This window comes from Pseudomonas sp. 67(2021) (genome assembly GCF_017491835.1).
GTDB classification, from domain to species: domain Bacteria; phylum Pseudomonadota; class Gammaproteobacteria; order Pseudomonadales; family Pseudomonadaceae; genus Aquipseudomonas; species Aquipseudomonas atacamensis.
Genome location: NZ_JAFGYL010000002.1, coordinates 204,925 through 226,657, shown reverse-complemented (window position 1 = coordinate 226,657; position 21,733 = coordinate 204,925). Strand labels below are relative to the sequence as shown.

The following is a 21,733-nucleotide window of genomic DNA, read 5'->3' as shown; positions in this document are numbered from 1 at the left end:
TCTTCAATCAGTGCGGCTGATAAACCGTGAGCATCTGCCCAGGTTTGAGTGCCTTGCCCGCACCCGGGTTCCAGCGCTTGAGATGTTGCATCTCAACGTTGAAGCGCTTCGCCACCACGTACAGAGTGTCCCCACGCTTGACCTTGTACCGGGTCTGCTGCTTGCTCTCGTCCTTGCCTTTGCTCTTGGTATTGGCCGCGACCACGGCGTTGACCCGGCCGGACTTGCGCGCCGGTGCACGCTTGGTGTTGTCCTGCATGACCAGGGTCTGGCCGACCTTGAGGTTCTTGCCGGTCAGCTTGTTCCAGCGCTGCAGATCCTTGACTTCGACCTTGTTGGCCTTGGCGATCGAGCCGAGGTTGTCGCCACGCTTGACCCGATAAGCACGTTTGAGCTGTGCCACTTCCGACGGATCGGCGCCTTCGAACACCGGTTTCAGCGAGCGCGGGCTGATCAGTTCGTCCGGGCGCATGGTCTGCAGACTGGCGGTCAGCAGTTGCGCCTTGGACGTTGGCACCAGCAAATGCTGCGGACCGTCGATGGTGGTGCGCTGTTTGAACGCCGGATTGAGCTGGAACAGTTCGTCTTCATCGATGTTCGCCACCGCAGCGACCTTGGACAGGTCCATGCGCTGGTTGATTTCGACGACCTGGAAGTACGGCTCGTTGGCGATCGGGTTGAGGTTGACGCCGTAGGCTTCAGGCGCCAGTACCACTTGCGACAGTGCCAGCAACTTCGGCACATAGGCCTGGGTTTCCGCCGGCAGCGGCAGGTTCCAGTAGTCGGTGGGCAGGCCGAGCTTTTCGTTGCGCTCGATCGCGCGGCTGACGGTGCCTTCACCGGCGTTGTAGGCCGCCAGAGCCAGCAGCCAGTCGCCGTTGAACATGTCGTGCAGGCGAGTCAGGTAATCCATCGCTGCCGTGGTCGAAGCGGTGATGTCGCGACGACCGTCGTAGAAGCGGGTCTGGCGCAGGTTGAAGTAGCGCCCGGTGGACGGAATGAATTGCCACAGGCCGACCGCATCGGCGCGGGAGTAGGCCATCGGGTTGTACGCGCTCTCGATCACCGGCAGCAGGGCCAGTTCCAGCGGCATGTTGCGCTCTTCGAGGCGTTCGACAATGTAATGAATGTAGAGGCTGCCGCGTTCGCCGGCATTCTCGAGAAAAGAGGGATTACTGGCGAACCACAGGCGTTGTTGCTCGATGCGCGGATTGACGCCAAGGCCTTCCTGCAACTGGAAGCCCTGGCGCATGCGTTCCCAGATGTCCTGGGGCGCCACGGGAGTGGGCTTCTCGGTCAGCCAGATCGGCTTCTGCTTGGCTCGCGCAGCAATGTTCGGCGTGTGCGTCGCTTCAGTCTGCGGAGCGTGGCTGGAGCAACCCGCCAGCGTGGCGGACACAGCCACCGCGATGGCTTGCGCCAGGCGGGTCAAAGCATCTGAATTGACGGACTTACGTATGGATGACGACATTGGCTGGAAGTAAGTTCCGGGCAAAAATGTCGGGCGATTCTAGAAAGCGCACCCCCTGCGGTCAACCATTGAGAATTTTTGTCCCGGCCGGCGCGCTTGTCAGAACTTGTCTTTCCATGCCCGCAGAGCCGCAAATACCTCGCTCGGCTCCCGGTTTTGCGCGCCTTCCCGTTCGTCCACTTTTTGTGTAACCAATGTTTCAGAAGTGCGTAAAAACGGATTGGTGAGCTTTTCCAGGGCCAAAGTCGACGGCAACGTCATCACGCCGTTCTGCCGTTGCTGCGTGACCTTTTCCAGACGGGCGGCGATGTCCGGATTGCCCGGCTCGACGGCGGCGGCGAATTTCAGATTGCTCAAGGTGTATTCATGGGTGCAGTACACCAGCGTATCTTCCGGCAGGGCCGCGAGACGGCTGAGCGAGTGGTACATCTGCTCGGGTGTGCCTTCGAACAACCGGCCGCAACCGGCGGCGAACAGGGTGTCGCCGCAGAACAGCAGGCCATGGTGGTAATAGGCGATGTGCCCCAGGGTGTGACCGGGCACCGCATAGACGTCGAAGTCCCAGCCGAGCACGCTGACGCTGTCGTTGTCCTTGAGGGCTACGTCGCGTGCCGGGATACGTTCGCTGGCCGGGCCGTAGACTTTGGCACCGGTCGCGGTTTTCAGGCGCTCGACACCGCCGACATGGTCATGGTGATGGTGAGTGATCAGAATATCGCTGAGCACCCAGCCCGGATGCGCATCGAGCCACGCCTGCACCGGGGCGGCGTCGCCCGGATCGACCACCGCACAGCGCTGGGTCTGATGATCCTGTAACAACCAGATGTAGTTGTCGGTGAACGCGGGCAGGGCACTGATCTGTATCATCGTCGGAATTCGCCAAGCGGAAAACATTGGCGCATCTTAGTAGTTCCTGGCGCGTTGGAGAATGACATGACCGATAAAGCGTTCGCTCAGGCCGATCCCGACTGGCTGGCATTGATCAGCGCCGCCCGCGAATGGCTGTCGGGGCCGCTCGGGCAATTTCTGCTGGATGAAGAGCGGCGCATGCTCGACGACGAGCTCGGCCGGTTCTTCGGCGGTTATCTTGTGCATTACGGCCCGTCCGCCGAAACCCCGCCGGCCGCGCCGCAAGTGCAGCGCAACGTGCGTCTTGGCGCGCCGTTGCCCGGGGTCGAGATCGTCTGCGAAGAGCAGGCCTGGCCGTTGAGCGAGCACGCCGCCGACGTGGTGGTGATGCAGCATGGCCTCGATTTCTGCCTGTCGCCCCACGGTTTGCTGCGTGAAGCAGCGAGCAGCGTGCGCCCCGGCGGGCATCTGCTGATCATCGGCATCAACCCCTGGAGCACCTGGGGGCTGCGGCATTTCTTCGCCAATGATGCCCTGCGCAAGGCGCGCTGCATCTCGCCGTCGCGGGTCGCCGACTGGCTCAATCTGCTCGGCTTCGCGCTGGAGAAACGCCGCTTCGGGTGCTATCGTCCGCCGCTCGCGTCACCCAAGTGGCAGAACCGTCTGGCCGGCTGGGAACGCAAGGCCGGTGACTGGCAATTGTCTGGCGGCGGCTTCTATCTGCTGGTGGCGCGCAAGATCGTGGTGGGGCTGCGGCCATTGCGCCAGGAACGCCGCGAGCCGATGGGCAAGCTGATTCCGCTGCCGATGGCCAAGGTCAACCGCCGCCGCATCGAACCGTAAATCTTCTTTTATTTGTGGCCGGGCCTGTCCCGGCCGCGGTCATTGTCGATCCGTGATTGGCAGGACAGGCATTTTTCTGGAAAGACTGGCATGAGCGAAAGCGTGGAAAGCGTCGACACCGTAGAACTGTTCACCGACGGCGCCTGCAAGGGCAACCCCGGCCCCGGCGGCTGGGGCGCGCTGCTGGTGTGCAAGGGCGTCGAAAAGGAACTGTGGGGCGGCGAGGCCAACACCACCAACAACCGCATGGAGCTGCTCGGCGCGATTCGTGGCCTCGAAGCGCTCAAGCGCCCCTGCGAAGTGCTGCTGGTCACCGACTCGCAATACGTGATGAAAGGCATCAACGAGTGGATGGCCAACTGGAAGAAGCGCGGCTGGAAAACCGCTGCGAAAGAACCGGTGAAGAATGCCGATCTGTGGAAAGAGCTGGACGAGCAGGTCAACCGCCACAAAGTCACCTGGAAATGGGTGCGCGGGCACATTGGTCATCACGGTAACGAGCGGGCTGACCAACTGGCCAACCGTGGGGTGGATGAAGTTCGCGGTTACAAGCAGAGCTGATTTCGCTTCTAACTGTGGCGTGACCGTTCGCGAGCAAGCTCGCTCCCACATTTGCAATGCATTCCCCTGTAGGAGCTGCCGAAGGCTGCGATCTTTTGATCTTGCTGTAAGAAAAATCAAAAGATCGCAGCGTGCCGCAGCTCCTACAGGCTTCATTCCCAGCGTGTTAACATCCGCGCCTTTGCCCGATTGACCCGTTGAGAGCTGAGCACTGATGGCCACCAGATCCGTTGTACTCGATACCGAAACCACCGGCATGCCGGTGACCGATGGTCACCGGATCATTGAAATCGGTTGCGTCGAACTGATCGGTCGGCGCCTGACGGGCCGGCATTTCCACGTTTACCTGCAACCGGATCGCGAAAGTGACGAAGGTGCGATCGGTGTGCACGGCATCACCAACGAATTCCTCGTCGGCAAGCCGCGCTTTGCCGAAGTCGCCGACGAGTTCTTCGAGTTCATCCAGGGCGCACAGCTGATCATCCACAACGCGGCGTTCGACGTTGGCTTCATCAACAACGAATTCGCCTTGATGGGCCAGCACGATCGCGCCGATATCACCCAGCATTGCACCATCCTCGACACCCTGATGATGGCCCGGGAACGTCACCCGGGGCAGCGCAACAGCCTCGATGCGTTGTGCAAGCGTTACGGCGTCGACAACTCCGGCCGTGAACTGCACGGCGCTTTGCTCGACTCGGAGATTCTCGCCGACGTCTACCTGACCATGACCGGCGGCCAGACCAGCCTGTCGCTGGCTGGCAACGCGTCCGACGGCAATGGCACGGGCGAGGGTGCCGACAACTCGGCTACCGAAATCCGCCGCCTGCCGGTCGATCGTCAGCCAGCACGCATCATCCGGGCGACTGAAGAAGAACTGGCGGCGCATCTGGTGCGGCTGGAAATCATCGCCAAATCGGCGGGAGCGCCGGCGTTGTGGACGCAGATTGCCGAGGCTGATGCGCAGGCCTGAAAAAACCGAAGATCAAAAGATCGCAGCCTTCGGCAGCTCTTACCGGGATTGCATTCCATAGTGGGGACCAGGAAGGCAGCGATTTTTTGCGTTTGGCGACATGGAGCCAAGTTGCCACTCTCGCCACATTCGTCGCAACGCTCTACCCTGAGTGCACTGGTCAGGTGCAAATTTGCCGCCTCAGGACACTGAGCCTCATGTACAAAGAGTTGAAATTTGCGCTGGCAATCATCCATCGCGACAGCAAGGTCGACACTGTCGGCTGCGTCAAGGAATGAGGACTTTTCCCAGTATGCAACCGGTCATGAATCCGAAATACCCAGGGTTGTCGGTGCGGGTCGCCGACGAAGGTTTTGCGCCGTATATCTGGGGCAGCGACTTCAGTTTCGAGGTGGCCGCCTATGGCGCCGCCGTGATCGGCAAGCCGGTCGAGCAGTGGCCGGTGACGCCAATCGTGCCGTATCGCAAGTGCTACGGTATTGATCCCGAAGAATTCAGCGCCTTTCACAACGCGCCCGACAGTGCGATTTTCATGGCGTACCTGGACGACGAGCCGGTCGGTCACCTGGTGATCAGCACCAACTGGAACGGCTTTGCCCACATCGATGAACTGGCGGTGCATGCCCCGGCCCGTCGCCACGGCGTGGCCAAGGCGTTGCTCGATGTCGCGCAGTTCTGGAGTCGCAAGAAGAAGCTGCCGGGCATCATGCTCGAAACCCAGAACAACAACCTCGGCGCCTGTCGGCTGTATGAGCGCTGCGGTTATGTGATCGGCGGCATCGACCAGTTGCGCTATCGCGGCATCGATCCGCATACCGCTGAAGTCGCGTTGTTCTGGTATCGCCTGTTCGATAATCCGCTGGAAAAACCACTCAGCTCGACAACATCGCCTCGGCTTGTTCCGTGACGATGGTCAGCAGTGTCTGAATCGCCGCCGACGGCGTGGCATGTTTGAAGGTCAGTGCGTAGAGGTTGATCGGCACAGCCGGTGAGAGCGGGCAGACGTCAAGCCCACCGGCGCGGGCGCCCAACGCGGTGAAGGGGTCGACGATCGCCAGGCCTTCGCCGGCCTCGACCATGCTGCGCATCATCTGATGGGTCTGCACGCGGGTCTGAATGCTTGGCGCCGGGCGCAAGGCCTGGAGTTTGTTTTCCATTGCCGGGCTCAGCGGATCCTGACCTTCGAGACCGACCATGGCCTGACCGGACAGGTCTGCCAGAGAAATATATTTCTGTTTCGGTTGCAGCCAGCCGTGCGGAGCGAGCAATTGCAGCTTGCCCTGGGCCAGCGGCTGGCAGTGGATATCGGGGTGTTCGGGGTCGTGCAGGCTCAGGCCCAGATCGCTTTCGCGCAATAACAGGCTGCGGACGATGTCGCGAGTCGGCGCGCTGACCAGGCTGCACGGGGCGTCTGGCAAGCGCCGACGCAGGGTCGCAAGGCTCTGCGGCAACAAATGCTGGGCCAGCGGCGGGGTGCCGATGATGCGCAGGGGCGGGGCGAGGTATTGCTTGAGGCTGCTGGCCAGACGCTGCACCGGCTCAAGCGCCTCGTAAACGTGTGCGATTTCCACTTGCAAGGCGCGCGCTTCGGGGGTCGATTGCAAACGCCCGCGAACGCTGGCAAACAGCATGAACCCCAGCTGACTCTCGGCTTCGCGCAAACGCTCTTCGACCTCGGTCACCGGCAATTGCAGCCATTCGGCGGCGGTGCCCAGGTGACCGGTCTGCAAGAGCGCCTGAATCACTTCGATGTGGCGTAAACGCATGCGTGAAGTCCATGTTCAGCAGGTGGGGTCAGACGCTGAATCCTACCCCAAGTCCGCTCGCATGACTTCTGCTCATAACGCTGGGTTATTGAGCGACGGTTGGCTCAGGTTCGCGAATCAGGGTAATGCCTGATTGAACCAGGAGAAACTCGCTGTCACTGACCTTGTTGACCCGATCGCCAATGGCGAGTTTGTAAATGGGCTCCGAGCCAGTGGATCCGTCTGCAGACGGGTTCGATTCCTGGAATTCATGCACGGAATAAACGCGGCCTTCCGCGTCTCTTGCATGAAACTGACCGACGAGTACTGCTGCCATCTGCTTAGAACCTCTGGAGATAAAACGCTTGATTTGCGGCTTTGTAGACCGTCACCAAGCTCGGTAAGTTTTCCTACAGGAAAAAAATATTCATCGCGCAGGAAAAACCAATGACCACTGGTGAAAATGTCACTGGATCATCTATAACTAGCGACTCTTCCCACGGACCATCGAGAGTCATCCATGAGCAATGTCTACAACGTCGCTGTAGTGGTCGGCAGCCTGCGCAAAGCATCGATCAATCGCAAAGTCGCACTGGCCCTCGCCGAACTGGCGCCGGCCAATCTCAAGCTCGAGATTGTCGAAATCGGTGAACTGCCGCTGTACAACGAAGACATCGACGGCGATTCTCCGCCGGCAGCCTACAGCACTTTCCGTCAGAAAGTGGCGTCATCCGACGCGGTGCTGTTTGTCACCCCCGAGTACAACCGCTCGATCCCGGCACCGTTGAAGAACGCCATCGACGTCGGTTCCCGTCCTTATGGCCAGAGCGCTTGGAGCGGCAAACCCGGTGCGGTGATCAGCGTCTCGCCAGGCGCCATCGGCGGCTTCGGCGCCAACCAGCACCTGCGTCAGACGTTCGTTTTCCTCGATATTCATTGCCTGCAACAGCCGGAAGCGTATCTGGGCGGTGCGGGCACCGCGTTTGATGAAGCGGGCAAGCTGAGCGACTCGGTGAAACCGTTCCTGCAGAAATTCATCGATGCCTACGGCCAGTTCGTCGAGCAACACAAGAAATAAGCTCACCGAAACTCACTGTGGGAGCGAGCCTGCTCGCGAAGGCTGTGTGTCAGATAATAATTTCATGTCTGGCTCACCGCTTTCGCGAGCAGGCTCGCTCCCACATTTGTTCGACTTCCACCCGTTTCGCTATTTGAAGGCTTCTGCGAATGCTCGCTGCGTCACTGATTTTCCTGCTGACCATCACCCTCGTCATCTGGCAACCCAAGGGGCTCGGCGTCGGCTGGAGTGCAACGTTGGGCGCCGTGCTGGCGTTGATTTTCGGCGTCGTCCACCTCACGGATATCCCGCTGGTCTGGCAGATCATCTGGAACGCCACCGGCACCTTCGTGGCGCTGATCATCATCAGCCTGTTGCTCGACGAGGCTGGCTTTTTCAATTGGGCAGCGCTGCACGTGGCGCGTTGGGGGCGGGGCAGTGGGCGCAAACTGTTTGCCTTCATGGTGCTGCTCGGTGCGCTGGTCTCGGCGTTGTTCGCCAATGACGGTGCGGCGCTGATTCTCACGCCGATCGTAATTTCGATGCTGCTGGCACTGCGCTTTTCACCGGCGGCGACGCTGGCATTCGTCATGGGCGCCGGGTTTATCGCCGATACGGCGAGCCTGCCGCTGGTGGTATCGAACCTGGTCAACATCGTTTCGGCGGACTTCTTCCATATCAGCTTCAACCGCTATGCCGCAGTGATGGTGCCGGTCAACTTCATCAGCGTGGCGGCGACGTTGGGCATGTTGCTGTGGTTTTTTCGCCGCGACATCCCGGCGGCGTACGATCCTGCACAACTGGAAAACCCGCAAACCGCGATCCACGACAAGGCGACGTTCTATGCCGGTTGGGCGGTGCTGGTGATCCTGTTGATTGGCTGCTTCGCTCTGGAACCGCTGGGCATTCCAATCAGCGCGATTTCTGCCGTGTGCGCCGCGCTGCTGCTGGGTATCGCTGCGCGCGGCCACAAGATCTCCACGCGCAAGGTTATGAAAGAAGCGCCGTGGCAGATCGTGATTTTCTCGCTGGGCATGTACCTGGTGGTGTACGGCCTGCGCAACGCCGGGCTCACCGGTTACCTCGCCGGATGGCTGGACGTGTTCGCTAAGCACGGTGTATGGGGCGCGGCCATGGGTACCGGGGTGCTGACGGCGCTGCTTTCGTCGATCATGAACAACTTGCCGACGGTGTTGATCGGCTTGCTGTCGATCGACGCCAGTCAGGCCAGCGGCGTGATCAAGGAAGCGATGATCTACGCCAACGTCATCGGTAGCGACCTGGGGCCGAAGATCACTCCGATCGGCAGTCTGGCGACCTTGTTGTGGTTGCATGTGCTGGAGCGCAAGGGCATTCACATTGGCTGGGGCTATTACTTCCGCGTCGGGATTGTGCTGACGGTGCCGGTGTTGCTGGTGACGTTGGCGGCGTTGGCGGTGCGGTTATCCCTATAGACCGAGTTGCTCTTTTCGCGAGCAGGCTCGCTCCCACAGGGATCGCATTCCACATTTGAAATGCATTCTCTGTGGGAGCGAGCCTGCTCGCGAATTGGGCCAGACACCACAAATCTCAGGTTTGGCCGGGCACATTCGGCCAAAGATCCGCCACCAGAAACAACCGCTCGGCCTCTTCCCATTCGCCCTGGGCATTCTCGGTCAGGCGCACCATCAACTGCGCCGGGGCCAGTGCTGGCAGGTCTTCCAGCCACAAACGCAGGTGCTCATCTGTCCAGACCTGATCCGCCGGGTAATGCGCCGGCGCCAGCCAGGCGTGGCGGGGCAGGGGTTGCCAGCGGCCCGGCGGGCGTTGGGCGACAAACGCCGGCCAGTCCTTCTGATGCAGCCAACTGCCACGCAAATGTTGTGGATGCGCGCCGTGCGGTGACTCGGCCTGCCCGGGCCACGGATACAGCAGATAACCGCCCAGCCACAGCTGCGCGCTGAAGGTTTCGATATCCAGCGCCGCGAGCACTTCGCGGCTTTCCGGGCGCGCCGAGATCGGCAATTGATGCTCGGCCAGATGCGCCAGCTTACGATCCAGCCGATCATGACAACCCGGCCCCAGCCACTGCGCGGGATCGCGGCCATCGCCATCCTGCGGGCCAAGGTAGAGCTTGATCGCCAGTTCCAGATGATGCACGCCGTCGCGGTCACGCAGCAGCATGTCCAGCTCGCCGAGGGTGTGCCCGGCGCGGCGGATTGGCAGGTTGGCGGCGATCAGTTCGATGCCCGGCGCATGCGAGACGGCGAACTGCCACAGGCGCTCGTAATACAGGCCCAGACGGCGGGTGCGCGCCTGCGCCAGCCATTGCAGCAGGCCGTAACTGTCGTGGTCGAGCTGGCGCAGCCAGTGTTCGAGACGCTGCGGGTCGTGCACCCAGTCGCTGCCGGCGAGCGGATGGCGCTGCGGCCACGGTGTAGCGGCGAGCATCGGCGGCGCGAGGATCACCCACGCCAGGTCCCGCACTTCGGGATGGCGTAACTGATGGGGCAACTGCAACAAGTCGGGAAACAGGATCATCTTGCGAGCATAGCCTTAAACCTGAGCGCACCCTTGAGGCTGAAAGGATTTTGTCTATCTGGCGCTTTCGCCCATAATCGGGTTTTCGCGTTTTCGATTGTCCGCAGAGGTCCCATGGAGCAATTTCGTAATATCGGCATCATCGGTCGCCTGGGCAGCTCCCAGGTGCTGGATACCGTCCGCCGACTGAAACGCTTTCTGCTCGACCGTCACCTGCATGTGATCCTCGAAGACACCATCGCTGAAGTCCTGCCCGGCCACGGCCTGCAAACTTCGTCGCGCAAGATGCTCGGCGAAGTCTGCGACATGGTCATCGTCGTCGGCGGTGACGGCAGCCTGCTCGGCGCCGCGCGGGCGCTGGCCAAACACAATATTCCGGTGCTCGGCATCAACCGTGGCAGCCTCGGCTTCCTCACCGATATTCGCCCGGACGAGTTGGAAATCAAGGTCGCCGAAGTGCTCGACGGCCACTATCTGGTGGAAAACCGCTTCCTGCTGCAAGCCGAAGTGCGTCGCCATGGCGAGGCCATCGGCCAGGGCGATGCGCTCAACGACGTGGTGCTGCACCCGGGCAAATCGACGCGGATGATCGAATTCGAGCTGTACATCGACGGCCAGTTTGTCTGCAGCCAGAAGGCCGACGGCCTGATCGTCGCCACGCCCACCGGCTCCACTGCCTACGCCTTGTCTGCCGGCGGGCCGATCATGCATCCCAAGCTCGACGCTATTGTGATTGTGCCGATGTACCCCCATACCTTGTCGGGACGGCCGATCGTGGTCGATGGCAACAGTGAGCTGAAAATCGTCGTGTCCAAAGATATGCAGATCTACCCGCAGGTCTCCTGCGACGGCCAGAACCACTTCACCTGCGCACCGGGCGACACCATTACCGTGAGCAAGAAAGCGCAGAAGCTGCGCCTGATTCATCCGCTCGATCACAATTACTACGAGGTGTGCCGCACCAAGCTTGGCTGGGGCAGCAAGCTGGGGGGCGGAGGCGACTGATGCTCGATCCCGCGCGCAGTTACGACCTGATCGGTGACGTGCACGGATGCGCCATGACCCTCGAACACTTGCTGGACCGTCTCGGTTATCACAAGCAGGGCGGGGTCTGGCGGCATCCGTCACGCATGGCGGTGTTCGTCGGCGACATCATCGACCGTGGCCCGCGCATTCGCGAGGCGCTGCACATCGTCCACGACATGGTCGAAGCAGGGCAGGCGCTGTGCATCATGGGCAACCACGAATTCAACGCGCTCGGCTGGGTCACCCCGGCGCCACCGGGCAGCGGCAAGCAGTTCGTGCGCGAACACACCAAGCGCCATGCGCGGCTGTTGCAGGAAACCCTGACTCAATTTGAAGACCATCCCGGCGACTGGCATGACTTCCAGCAATGGTTCTACGAGCTGCCGCTGTTCGTCGATGCCGGTCGCTTCCGCGTCGTCCATGCGTGCTGGGACGCCGGTCTGATCGAGCCGCTGCGGGCGTTGTTCCCCAATGGCTGCGTCGATGAGCATTTCCTCCAGGCCTCGGCGGTGCCCGGCAGCTTCGCCTGCACCGTGTTCGATCGCCTGCTGCGCGGCACCGACATGCGCCTGCCCGGTGGCCTGACCATGACCAGCGGCGACGGTCTGGTGCGTTCGTTCTTCCGCACCAAGTTCTGGGAAGACGACCCGAAAACCTACGGCGACATCGTCTTCCAGCCCGATGCACTGCCGGAACCTGTCGCGCAGACGCCGCTGACGTCCACTGAAAAGAATTCCCTGCTGCGCTATGGCGTCGACGAGCCGTTGCTGTTCGTCGGCCACTACTGGCGCAGCGGCAAACCGGCGCCGATCCGCCCGAACCTCGCGTGCCTGGATTACAGCGCCGTGCTCTACGGCAAACTGGTGGCCTATCGTCTGGACCAGGAAACGCGCCTGGATCCGCAAAAATTCGTCTGGGTCGATGTCGAGCGGCCGGAGGTGCTGCAATGAGTGCGGTAGCGGTGTTGCGCCTGCCGTTGGCGGTGGATTTGAGCGGTTTTGTCAAACTGCTGCAACGCATGCAAGTGCCCCATCGGGTCAGCGAAGAGGCGGGCGAACAGGTGTTGTGGGCGCCGGAGGAAATCAGCGAGGACGTGCGTTCGTTGTACGAGCGCTTCCCGGCCGGCGACCCGGATCAGCAACTGGACGTACCCATGGGCCAGACCTCCAAACGGCCAAGCTTCGCCGAACAACTGAAACACGCCAAGGCGACCGGATTGATTCTGCTGTTGAGCCTGATCGTCGGTGGTCTGACCTTCCTCGGCGAAAACCTGGAAACGCTGCGCTGGCTGACCTTCCTCGATTTTCGCGTGATCGGCGAGTACATCCACTTCACGCCGCTGGCCGACAGTCTGGCGGCAGGGCAGTGGTGGCGGCTGGTCACGCCGATGCTGATCCACTTCGGCATCCTCCATCTGGCCATGAACGGCATGTGGTACTGGGAGCTGGGGCGGCGCATCGAATCGCGCCAGGGCAGCATCAATCTGCTCGGTTTGACGCTGTTGTTCAGTCTGGTGTCCAACTACGCGCAGTTCGTCTGGAGCGGGCCGAGCCTGTTTGGTGGGCTGTCCGGCGTGCTTTACGGCTTGCTCGGGCATTGCTGGATTTTCCAGCTGCTGGCGCCGAACCCGGCCTATCGTCTGCCGCGCGGCGTGCTGGTGATGATGCTGGTGTGGCTGGTGGTGTGCATGTCCGGGCTGATTTCGCTGATCGGTTTCGGCCAGATCGCCAACGCCGCGCACCTGAGCGGGTTACTCATCGGATGCTTCACCGGTTTGTTGGGCGGTTTGTATAACCGCCGTAAACTGGCCGTCTAACATTTTTTGTTTCAGCAAAGAGCACGGAGACCCTGATGTCCTCTTTCAACGACATGATCAGCAACATCACCCCGGACATCTACGAAAGCCTGAAACTGGCCGTGGAAATCGGCAAATGGTCCGACGGCAACAAACTCACTGCCGAACAGCGCGAGCTGTCGTTGCAGGCAATGATTGCCTGGGAAATCCAGAACCTGCCGGAAGACCAGCGCACCGGTTACATGGGCCCGCAAGAGTGTGCGTCGAAGTCGATCGAAGTGCCGAACATCCTGTTCAAGTCGGATGCCATCCATTGATCGAGATTGGCCGCGGTGCAATCAGTAAAATGTCGGCGCGTCTGGACGGGCCGAACGTGCAGTACGCGTTTCGTCTGGATGACGTCGAGGTGCCGGTCAATCCGTTGATCGGCAGCACGTTGCGTCTGGAATTCCTGGGGGCGATTCACTGCACCCATTGCGGGCGCAAGACCAAAACCAGTTTCAGTCAGGGTTATTGCTACCCGTGCATGACCAAACTGGCGCAGTGCGACCTGTGCATCATGAGTCCGGAGCGTTGCCACTTCGACGCCGGCACCTGCCGCGATCCGGTGTGGGGCCAGCAGTTCTGCATGACCGATCATGTGGTTTATCTGGCCAACTCGTCGGGGATCAAGGTCGGCATCACCCGTGCCACGCAGTTGCCGACGCGCTGGCTCGATCAGGGCGCGAGTCAGGCGCTGCCGATCATGCGTGTGTCGACGCGCCAGCAATCGGGCTTTGTCGAAGACCTGTTCCGCAGCCAGGTGGCGGACAAGACCAACTGGCGCGCATTGCTCAAGGGCGATGCGGCGGCGGTGGATCTGGCGCAGGTGCGCGATCAGTTGTTCGAAAGCTGCGCTGAGGGCCTGCAAGGGTTGCAGGAGCGATTCGGCCTACAGGCGATTCAGACGATTGCCGATGTCGAACCGCTGGAAATCCGCTATCCCGTCGAGCAATACCCGGCGAAAATCGTCAGCTTCAACCTGGACAAGAACCCGATTGCCGAAGGCACGCTGCTGGGGATCAAGGGCCAGTACCTGATCTTTGACACCGGCGTGATCAACATTCGTAAATACACGGCTTACCAGCTCGCCGTGCATCAATAAGGATTCCAGCATGCGCACCGAACAACCGAAGATGATTTACCTCAAGGACTATCAGGCGCCCGAGTACCTGATCGACGAAACGCACCTGACCTTCGAGTTGTTCGAGGACCACAGTCTGGTTCACGCGCAACTGGTGATGCGCCGCAACCCGGAACGCGGCGCCGGCCTGCCGCCGCTGGTGCTCGACGGCCAACAACTCGAGCTGCTGTCGGTGACGCTGGCGGACCGGGAGCTGAGCGCTGCTGACTATCAAGTCTCGGACAGTCACCTGACCCTGCAGCCGACCAGTGAAACGTTCACCCTCGACACCAGCGTACGCATCCACCCGGAAACCAATACCGCGCTGGAAGGCCTGTACAAGTCCGGCACGATGTTCTGCACCCAGTGCGAGGCCGAAGGCTTTCGCAAGATCACCTATTACCTCGACCGCCCGGACGTGATGAGCAAGTTCACCACCACCGTCGTGGCCGAACAGCACAGCTACCCGGTGTTGCTCTCCAACGGTAACCCGATCGCTTCCGGCCCCGGCGAAGACGGCCGGCACTGGGCGACCTGGGAAGACCCGTTCAAGAAACCGGCGTATCTGTTTGCGCTGGTCGCCGGTGATCTGTGGTGCGTCGAAGACACCTTCACCACCATGAGCCAGCGCAACGTCGCGCTGCGCATTTATGTCGAGCCGGAAAACATCGACAAGTGCCAGCACGCGATGAACAGCCTGAAGAAGTCCATGCGCTGGGACGAAGAGGTCTACGGTCGCGAGTACGATCTGGACATTTTCATGATCGTCGCCGTCAACGATTTCAACATGGGCGCGATGGAGAACAAGGGCCTCAATATCTTCAACTCCAGCGCCGTGCTGGCCCGCGCTGAAACCGCCACCGACGCCGCGCACCAGCGGGTCGAGGCGATCGTCGCCCACGAATACTTCCACAACTGGTCGGGCAACCGCGTGACCTGCCGTGACTGGTTCCAGTTGTCGCTCAAGGAAGGCTTCACGGTGTTCCGCGATGCCGGTTTCTCCTCGGACATGAACTCGGCGACGGTCAAGCGCATTCAGGACGTGGCGTACCTGCGTACCCACCAGTTTGCCGAAGATGCCGGGCCGATGGCCCACGCCGTGCGTCCGGACAGCTTCATCGAGATTTCCAACTTCTACACCCTGACCGTGTACGAAAAGGGCTCGGAAGTGGTCGGCATGATCCACACCTTGCTGGGCGCCGAAGGCTTCCGTAAGGGCAGCGATCTGTACTTCCAACGCCACGACGGCCAGGCCGTGACCTGCGACGACTTCGTCAAGGCCATGGAAGATGCCAATGGCGTTGATCTCAGCCAGTTCAAACGCTGGTACAGCCAGGCTGGCACACCGCGTCTGGCCGTCAGCGAGTCCTACGACGCTGCGGCGAAAACCTACAGCCTGACCTTCCGCCAGAGCTGCCCGCCGACCCCGGACAAGGTGGAAAAACTGCCGTTCGTGATCCCGGTCGAGCTCGGCCTGCTCGACAGCCAGGGCAATGAAATCGCTCTGCGTCTGGCTGGCGAAGCCTCGGCACAAGGCACCACTCGGGTGATCTCGGTGACCGAAGCCGAGCAGACCTTCACTTTCGTCGACATCAACGAACAGCCGTTGCCGTCGCTGCTGCGCGGCTTCTCGGCGCCAGTGAAATTGAGCTTCCCGTACAACCGCGATCAACTGATGTTCCTGATGCAGCACGACAGCGACGGTTTCAATCGCTGGGATGCCGGTCAGCAACTGTCGGTGCAAGTGCTTCAAGAGTTGATCGGCCAGCATCAGAAAGGCGAGAGCCTGAAGCTCGATCCGCGTTTGGTGTCGGCGCTGCGCACGGTGCTGTCCGACGAGTCGCTGGATCAGGCGATGGTTGCCGAAATGCTCTCGCTGCCGGGTGAGGCCTATCTCACCGAGATCAGCGAAGTGGCTGACGTCCAAGCGATTCATGTCGCTCGCGAGTTCGCCCGCAAGCAACTCGCCGAAGGCTTGTTCGAAGCGCTGTGGCTGCGTTATCAGGCCAATCGCGATCTTTCGAAAAAGACTCCGTACGTCGCCGAGGCCGAGCACTTCGCCCGGCGCGCCTTGCAGAACATTGCCCTGTCGTACCTTATGCTCAGCGGCAAGCCGGAAGTGTTGGCAGCGGCGCTGGAGCAGTTCGAGACTGCCGACAACATGACCGAGCGCCTGACTGCGCTGGCGGTGCTGGTCAACTCGCCGTTCGAAGAACAGAAGGCCCTCGCCCTGGCCAGCTTCGCCGAGCACTTCAAGGACAATCCGCTGGTCATGGATCAGTGGTTCAGCGTGCAGGCCGGCAGCACGTTGCCGGGCGGTTTGGAGCGGGTGAAGGCGTTGATGCAGCACCCGGCGTTCAACATCAAGAACCCGAACAAGGTGCGGGCATTGATCGGCGCGTTCGCCGGGCAGAACCTGATCAACTTCCACGCGGCGGACGGTTCCGGTTATCGCTTCCTCGCCGATCTGGTGATCGAACTGAACGGCTTCAACCCGCAGATCGCCTCGCGCCAACTGGCCCCGCTGACCCGCTGGCGCAAATACGACAGCGCCCGTCAGGCACTGATGAAGGCCGAGCTGGAGCGGATTCTGGCGTCCGGGTCGCTGTCCAGCGATGTGTATGAAGTGGTGAGCAAAAGCCTGGCGTAACCCGATCCGGTAGGAACCGTCGAGTTGATCGTTCCCATGCTCTGCGTGGGAATGCCTCTCTCGACGCTCTGCGTCGGCTTTGGGACGCAGAGCGTCCCTTGCTGCATTCCAACGAGGAGCGTGGGAACGATCAACAAAAAATGCCGCTCAACGAGCGGCATTTTTATTGGTACAACAAACAGCTATTTACGCAGATCAAACCGATCCAGATTCATCACCTTCGTCCATGCCTTGACGAAATCGTTGACGAACTGCGCCTTCGCGTCGGAACTGGCGTACACCTCGGCCAACGCGCGCAATTGCGCATTCGAGCCGAACACCAGATCCACCCGAGTCGCCGTCCACTTTGGCGCCCCGGTCTTGCGGTCACGGCCTTCAAACTCATCGGCATCCCGTGACGTTGGGGTCCACTCCACGCCCATGTCCAGCAGGTGGGTGAAGAAGTCATTGCTCAGCGTTTCGGTTTTATCGGTGAACACGCCATGCCGCGTCTGGCCGACATTGGTGTTCAATACCCGCAAACCACCCAGCAGCACGGTCATTTCCGGTGCCGTGAGCGTCAGCAACTGCGCCTTGTCGATCAGCAGGGTTTCCGCCGCAACCGTGTATTTTCCTTTGCTGTAATTGCGGAAGCCATCGGCAATCGGTTCGAGGAAGCCGAACGATTCGACATCGGTCTGCTCCTGCGAAGCATCGACGCGGCCCGGTGAAAACGGCACCGACACTGAATGCCCGGCGTTCTGCGCGGCTTTTTCCACCCCGGCATTACCGGCCAGGACGATCAGGTCCGCCAGTGAGATTTTCTTGCCATCGGCGGCGCCGTTGTTGAACTCGCTCTGAATGCCTTCCAGTGTGCTCAGTACCTTGTCCAATTGCTCGGGCTGGTTGGCCTGCCAGAACTTCTGCGGGGCCAGACGCAAGCGTCCGCCGTTGGCGCCACCGCGCTTGTCCGAACCGCGGAAGGTCGATGCTGCAGCCCACGCGGTCGAAACCAGTTGCGACACTGACAACCCTGAAGCCAGCACCTTGTTTTTCAGCGCCGTGGCGTCGCTGTCATCGATCAGCGGGTGCGTTACGTCGGGCAGCGGGTCTTGCCAGAGCAATTCCTCTTGTGGCATTTCCGGGCCGAGGTAGCGAGAGAGCGGACCCATGTCACGATGGATCAGCTTGTACCAGGCACGGGCGAACGCGTCGGCGAGCTGATCGGGATTGGCCAGGAAACGCCGCGAGATCTGCTCATAAGCAGGATCGAAGCGCAACGCCAGGTCGGAGGTGAGCATGGTCGGCGAGAGCTTCTTGTTCGGATCGTGAGCGTGGGGAACGGTGCCTGCACCCGCGCCGTTTTTCGGTTGCCACTGATTGGCGCCCGCCGGGCTTTTGGTCAGCTCCCACTCGAAGCCGAACAGGTTTTCCAGATAGTTGTTGCTCCACTGCGTTGGTGTGGTGGTCCAGGTCACTTCCAGACCACTGGTGATGGTGTCGGCGCCTTTACCGGTGCCGAAGGCGTTTTTCCAGCCCAGACCCTGTTGCTCCAGACCGGCCGCTTCCGGCTCTGGGCCGACATTGTCGGCCGGGCCGGCGCCGTGGGTCTTGCCGAACGCGTGGCCGCCGGCGATCAGCGCCACGGTTTCTTCGTCGTTCATGGCCATGCGGCCGAAGGTTTCGCGAATATCCTTGGCCGAGGCCACCGGGTCCGGATTGCCTTCAGGGCCTTCAGGGTTGACGTAGATCAGGCCCATTTGCACGGCGGCGAGGGGATTTTCCAGATTGCGTTCGCCCTGATCGGTACGGCTTTCTTCACGGCCATGCAGATCGGGCTCAGCCACCAGCGTGCCGTCGCCGGGCTCTTGCACCGGGCCATTGCTCTTGCCGTAACGGTTATCGCCACCCAGCCACTCGGTTTCCGACCCCCAGTACACGTCTTCATCCGGTTCCCAGACATCGGCGCGGCCCCCGGAAAAACCGAAGGTCTTGAAGCCCATGGATTCCAGCGCGACGTTGCCGGTAAGCACGATCAAGTCAGCCCAGGAAATGTTGCGTCCGTATTTCTGCTTGATCGGCCACAGCAGGCGGCGGGCCTTGTCGAGGCTGACGTTGTCCGGCCAACTGTTGAGCGGGGCGAAGCGTTGCTGCCCGGAGCCGGCGCCACCACGGCCATCGGCGGTGCGATAGGTCCCGGCGCTGTGCCAGGCCATGCGCACGAACAGCGGGCCGTAATGGCCGAAGTCGGCCGGCCACCAGTCCTGGGAGTCAGTCATCAGCGCTCTGATGTCTTGTTTCAACGCCTGAAAATCGAGGCTTTTGAAGGCTTTGGCGTAGTCGAAGTCCTGGCCCAGCGGATCGGACTTGGGGGAATGCTGGCTGAGGATTTTCAGATTGAGTTGATTCGGCCACCAGTCACGGTTCGTCGTACCGCCGCCGGCGGCGTGGTTGAACGGGCATTTCGATTCGTTTGCCATGTTCGTATCCCTATCAGGTCTGCGGCCGGCTCGTGCCGACTTCGGACTGGTAAGGCTAGACCCGAGTTGGCAAGTCGGCTAATAGCCCGACTATTGGATACCGATAGGCAAACTCTTTCACCGCACAGGTAGGAGCTGCCGAAGGCTGCGATCTTTTGATCTTTGTTCACCAAAAAATCAAAAGCAAAGATCGCAGCCTTCGGCAGCTCCTACAGGGGTTAGCTCGATTGTGCGGTGTCGTCCTCTGGCACGTCGTCGAGGATGTCTTCCTGGCCGGGAAGTTCGGTGATGACGCTGAAGTCGCTGACTTCAACCGCGCCATTGCCATACCCCAGCAAATGAAACGAGAACGCCTTGCGCGGCTGGGGGTTTTCAAAGCTGAAGTCCAACTCCAGTGGCTGGTCCGCCGTGGCGACCATTTCCGTAGGCAGGCCCAGTTGCACGTCCTGTTCGAATTGCTTGGCCTTGAGCTGAATGTACGCCGCCTGCTGCGGATCGACCGAGCGCACGGTCAGGCGCACGCGGGTGTGCGAGCCTTTGGGCATTTCCAGGTATTGCGCGCCGATCAGGTTGTCGGCCCAGTCATCCTTGATCTGCGCTTGCAGGGGGATGATGTTGTTGCTGCCGAACTGGTAGCGATGATTGAGCGGTGTGCGCAACAGGGACAAGTCGAGGGCATCGGCGCGCGCGGCGATCTGCCGGGCCGGATGGCCGCTGTAGGTGCCTTTGTAAGTAGCGCTTTCGGCGATAAAGCCGGTGCTTTGGTAGTAGCGGCAGCGGCGCGGCAGGTCGCATTCGGAGAAGATGCCCTCGCCGTCGTGGTAGCGCAGCTTGCCGTTGGTGAACGACATGATTTCGCGCCCCGAATCGTAGTCGCGAAACAGCGAGCGGCCGCTCAGCGCAGTCGGCACCGGCAGGTCGAAATAGTCAAGGATCGAGGTGCTCAGATCGACGTGACCATAGACCCCGGCGTTCAGGCGCGGCAGTTGCGCCTGCTCCGGTGCCAGGGTCAGGTTGAAACCCCACGAGGAGGCCAGCCGCACGCCGTCGATGCCGTGGGATTCATCCGAGGTGATCACTACCAGCGTTTCCTTGAGAACGCCCTGGCGCTCAAGTCCGGCAAGAAACTGATCCAGCGCATCGTCGAGATAACCGACGGCAGCCTGCTTGGGTGTCTCATAACGCTGCAGATAATCGTCCGGTGCCGAGTAGGGCTGATGGGTGCCGACCGTCAGCAGCGTGAGCATCCACGGCTGTTTTAGCTTCTTCAGTTGGCCGACGTAATCCAGCGCGCCTTCGAAAAATGCCCTGTCATCCTTGCCCCACGGGAACTCCAGGTAGTTGCTGTTGCTGAACCATTCCAGACCATGGGTCGCATCGAAACCGATGTGCGGCATGATCTTGTCTTTGGCCATGAAGCGCAGGCCGGCGCCCTGCAAGTAATGAGTGCTGAAGCCGTGCTCGCGCAATTGTGCCGGCAGGCAGGCCTGATTGCGTTCGTTGAGGGTGAGCATTTCCACGCCTTTGGGCGTGCCATTGTTGAGCTTGTCGTAGTCACCGCACAGCATGGCGTATAGACCGCGAATGGTCTGATGGGTGTGCAGCACGTAATCCGGGGTGTTCATGCCGCGCTCGGCCCAGCGGCTGAGGTTGGGCATCAGGTCTTCCTGATAGTGAGTGCCGATCGCCTCGCGGTTGGCGCGGATGTAGGCGCCGGGAATGCCTTCCAAAGCGATGATCAATACGTTGCGCGCCTGCCCCGGCGCGGCGAGCAGCTTCTGGCCATTGAGATCGACGTCGGTGAGCCCGGCCATCGCCGGTGTGGGTTCTTCAACGTCGCCGTCGAGCCATTCCTCGGCCTGGATCTGCAGGTCGGCGACTTCACTGGCGAGCAACTGATGCGGCAGGTTGTACAGGCGCCAGGCGTCGCCGTCATTCGGCCACAGGTTTTGCGCGCCCCAATGGGCGGCGAACAACACAATAGGCGCGGCCCAGACGGAGCGAGGGAGAGCAGGGCGAGACAAGCCGCGACCAACAAACTGAGTCAGCAGCCAGAACGCCAGGGCACCCAGCAAAGCCATGGCCAGGGCAGGGTGCGCAAGTCCGCCGCCAGTGGAGTTTTCAACGAATTGCGGGTCGATCAGGTAGTGAATATCCGAAGGCGTCGGCAGGCGGCCGACGGCGCTGACCAATTCTGCCGTGGCGATCGCCAGCAGCGCCCAGAACATCAGCACCGGCAAGGCCAGCCACCATGCGCGGCGATGCAGCGTTACCACCAGCAAACTGCCGACGGCCAGATCCGACAAAAAGCCCAGCGGGTTTGACCAGCCCAGCGCCGCCCGCAGGCACACCGGCACGACCAATACCAGAACGATGAGAGAAAGAAGGCGGGCATTCGGCCGCCGCAGCCAGTTGAAAAGAGCGCTCACAAAAAAGGCCTGCTTGTCATCAAAGGGTCAAAAAAGTGTGGGTGATGATACCAAGGGCAGAAAGGCTGATCGGCTTTTAAAACCTGCGGCTGGCGATCGCTGAAACGGCGCGTGCCCATAGCGGGCGTGGGTTGTGGGACGTATGGCCGTTTTTCGGAGGGGCAGTTTTTTGTTTCAGACTGTTGTAGGTCCA

At 61.0% G+C, this 21,733-nt stretch carries 19 protein-coding genes; 12 read left to right on the top strand and 7 right to left on the bottom strand.

What is annotated here, in order from left to right; translation table 11 throughout:
- Positions 1 to 7 precede the first annotated feature (7 nt).
- On the bottom strand, positions 8 to 1,471 hold the full coding sequence (locus J5M66_RS04670) for a transglycosylase SLT domain-containing protein (protein WP_207807310.1): 1,464 nt from the start codon (positions 1,469 to 1,471) through the stop codon (positions 8 to 10).
- 99 nt (positions 1,472 to 1,570) lie between these two features.
- The gene (gloB, locus tag J5M66_RS04665) at positions 1,571 to 2,338 is read right to left on the bottom strand and encodes a hydroxyacylglutathione hydrolase (RefSeq protein WP_207807309.1); all 768 of its coding nucleotides are present in this window, start codon (positions 2,336 to 2,338) and stop codon (positions 1,571 to 1,573) included.
- A gap of 66 nt (positions 2,339 to 2,404) precedes the next feature.
- On the opposite strand from gloB, the gene J5M66_RS04660 reads away from it, so the two are divergent.
- The 4 genes from J5M66_RS04660 (at position 2,405) to J5M66_RS04645 (ending at position 5,604) form a co-directional block, all read left to right on the top strand.
- Positions 2,405 to 3,163, top strand: a complete 759-nt coding sequence (locus tag J5M66_RS04660) for a methyltransferase domain-containing protein (RefSeq protein ID WP_041480625.1) — start codon at positions 2,405 to 2,407, stop codon at positions 3,161 to 3,163.
- A gap of 90 nt (positions 3,164 to 3,253) precedes the next feature.
- Positions 3,254 to 3,724, top strand: coding sequence for a ribonuclease HI (rnhA, locus tag J5M66_RS04655; RefSeq protein WP_007910572.1), 471 nt, complete (start codon positions 3,254 to 3,256; stop codon positions 3,722 to 3,724).
- 214 nt (positions 3,725 to 3,938) lie between these two features.
- Positions 3,939 to 4,697 (top strand): DNA polymerase III subunit epsilon, encoded by a 759-nt coding sequence (gene dnaQ, locus J5M66_RS04650; RefSeq protein WP_024012494.1) that lies wholly within the window; start codon positions 3,939 to 3,941, stop codon positions 4,695 to 4,697.
- A gap of 292 nt (positions 4,698 to 4,989) precedes the next feature.
- Complete coding sequence (locus J5M66_RS04645) at positions 4,990 to 5,604, top strand: GNAT family N-acetyltransferase (protein WP_016774208.1); 615 nt, start codon at positions 4,990 to 4,992, stop codon at positions 5,602 to 5,604.
- On the opposite strand, the gene J5M66_RS04640 is transcribed toward J5M66_RS04645, so the two are convergent.
- Positions 5,570 to 6,463: a LysR substrate-binding domain-containing protein gene (locus J5M66_RS04640; protein ID WP_207807308.1), complete on the bottom strand. Its 894-nt coding sequence runs from the start codon at positions 6,461 to 6,463 to the stop codon at positions 5,570 to 5,572. The two genes, J5M66_RS04645 and J5M66_RS04640, sit on opposite strands and share 35 nt — an antisense overlap.
- Before the next feature lie 85 nt (positions 6,464 to 6,548).
- The gene (locus tag J5M66_RS04635) at positions 6,549 to 6,779 is read right to left on the bottom strand and encodes a hypothetical protein (protein ID WP_071171849.1); all 231 of its coding nucleotides are present in this window, start codon (positions 6,777 to 6,779) and stop codon (positions 6,549 to 6,551) included.
- Positions 6,780 to 6,962: 183 nt separating this feature from the next.
- Here J5M66_RS04635 and J5M66_RS04630 point away from each other — a divergent pair, with 183 nt between their 5' ends.
- Complete coding sequence (locus J5M66_RS04630) at positions 6,963 to 7,520, top strand: NAD(P)H-dependent oxidoreductase (RefSeq protein WP_207807307.1); 558 nt, start codon at positions 6,963 to 6,965, stop codon at positions 7,518 to 7,520.
- A 149-nt stretch (positions 7,521 to 7,669) separates the two neighbouring features.
- Positions 7,670 to 8,953: an arsenic transporter gene (locus J5M66_RS04625; RefSeq protein ID WP_207807306.1), complete on the top strand. Its 1,284-nt coding sequence runs from the start codon at positions 7,670 to 7,672 to the stop codon at positions 8,951 to 8,953.
- A gap of 115 nt (positions 8,954 to 9,068) precedes the next feature.
- Here J5M66_RS04625 and J5M66_RS04620 read toward each other — a convergent pair whose 3' ends face one another.
- Positions 9,069 to 10,019, bottom strand: coding sequence for a DUF1853 family protein (locus tag J5M66_RS04620; RefSeq protein WP_207807305.1), 951 nt, complete (start codon positions 10,017 to 10,019; stop codon positions 9,069 to 9,071).
- Between the two features lie 114 nt (positions 10,020 to 10,133).
- On the opposite strand from J5M66_RS04620, the gene J5M66_RS04615 reads away from it, so the two are divergent.
- The 6 genes from J5M66_RS04615 to pepN are packed head-to-tail and all read left to right on the top strand — an operon-like array spanning position 10,134 to position 16,652.
- A complete protein-coding gene (locus J5M66_RS04615; protein WP_016774212.1) occupies positions 10,134 to 11,024 on the top strand; it encodes an NAD(+) kinase in 891 nt (296 codons plus the stop codon).
- Positions 11,024 to 11,995, top strand: a complete 972-nt coding sequence (locus J5M66_RS04610; RefSeq protein ID WP_024012499.1) for a metallophosphoesterase — start codon at positions 11,024 to 11,026, stop codon at positions 11,993 to 11,995. The genes J5M66_RS04615 and J5M66_RS04610 overlap by 1 nt, the downstream gene beginning before the upstream one ends.
- Positions 11,992 to 12,861, top strand: coding sequence for a rhomboid family intramembrane serine protease (locus J5M66_RS04605; RefSeq protein ID WP_207807304.1), 870 nt, complete (start codon positions 11,992 to 11,994; stop codon positions 12,859 to 12,861). Before J5M66_RS04610 ends, J5M66_RS04605 begins: the two co-directional genes overlap by 4 nt.
- Before the next feature lie 35 nt (positions 12,862 to 12,896).
- Positions 12,897 to 13,157 carry a DUF1315 family protein gene (locus J5M66_RS04600; RefSeq protein WP_042609561.1) on the top strand — a complete coding sequence of 87 codons (261 nt, stop codon included), beginning with the start codon at positions 12,897 to 12,899 and terminating at the stop codon, positions 13,155 to 13,157.
- The gene (locus tag J5M66_RS04595) at positions 13,154 to 13,984 is read left to right on the top strand and encodes a DUF2797 domain-containing protein (RefSeq protein ID WP_024012501.1); all 831 of its coding nucleotides are present in this window, start codon (positions 13,154 to 13,156) and stop codon (positions 13,982 to 13,984) included. The genes J5M66_RS04600 and J5M66_RS04595 overlap by 4 nt, the downstream gene beginning before the upstream one ends.
- Positions 13,985 to 13,994: 10 nt before the next feature.
- On the top strand, positions 13,995 to 16,652 hold the full coding sequence (gene pepN, locus J5M66_RS04590) for an aminopeptidase N (protein WP_207807303.1): 2,658 nt from the start codon (positions 13,995 to 13,997) through the stop codon (positions 16,650 to 16,652).
- 182 nt (positions 16,653 to 16,834) lie between these two features.
- Here the strand turns inward: pepN and katG are convergent, their stop codons facing one another.
- Entirely contained in the window at positions 16,835 to 19,111 is a 2,277-nt protein-coding gene (gene katG, locus J5M66_RS04585; protein ID WP_207807302.1) for a catalase/peroxidase HPI, read from the bottom strand.
- A 218-nt stretch (positions 19,112 to 19,329) separates the two neighbouring features.
- Positions 19,330 to 21,540, bottom strand: coding sequence for an LTA synthase family protein (locus J5M66_RS04580; protein ID WP_207807301.1), 2,211 nt, complete (start codon positions 21,538 to 21,540; stop codon positions 19,330 to 19,332).
- Positions 21,541 to 21,733: the final 193 nt, after the last annotated feature.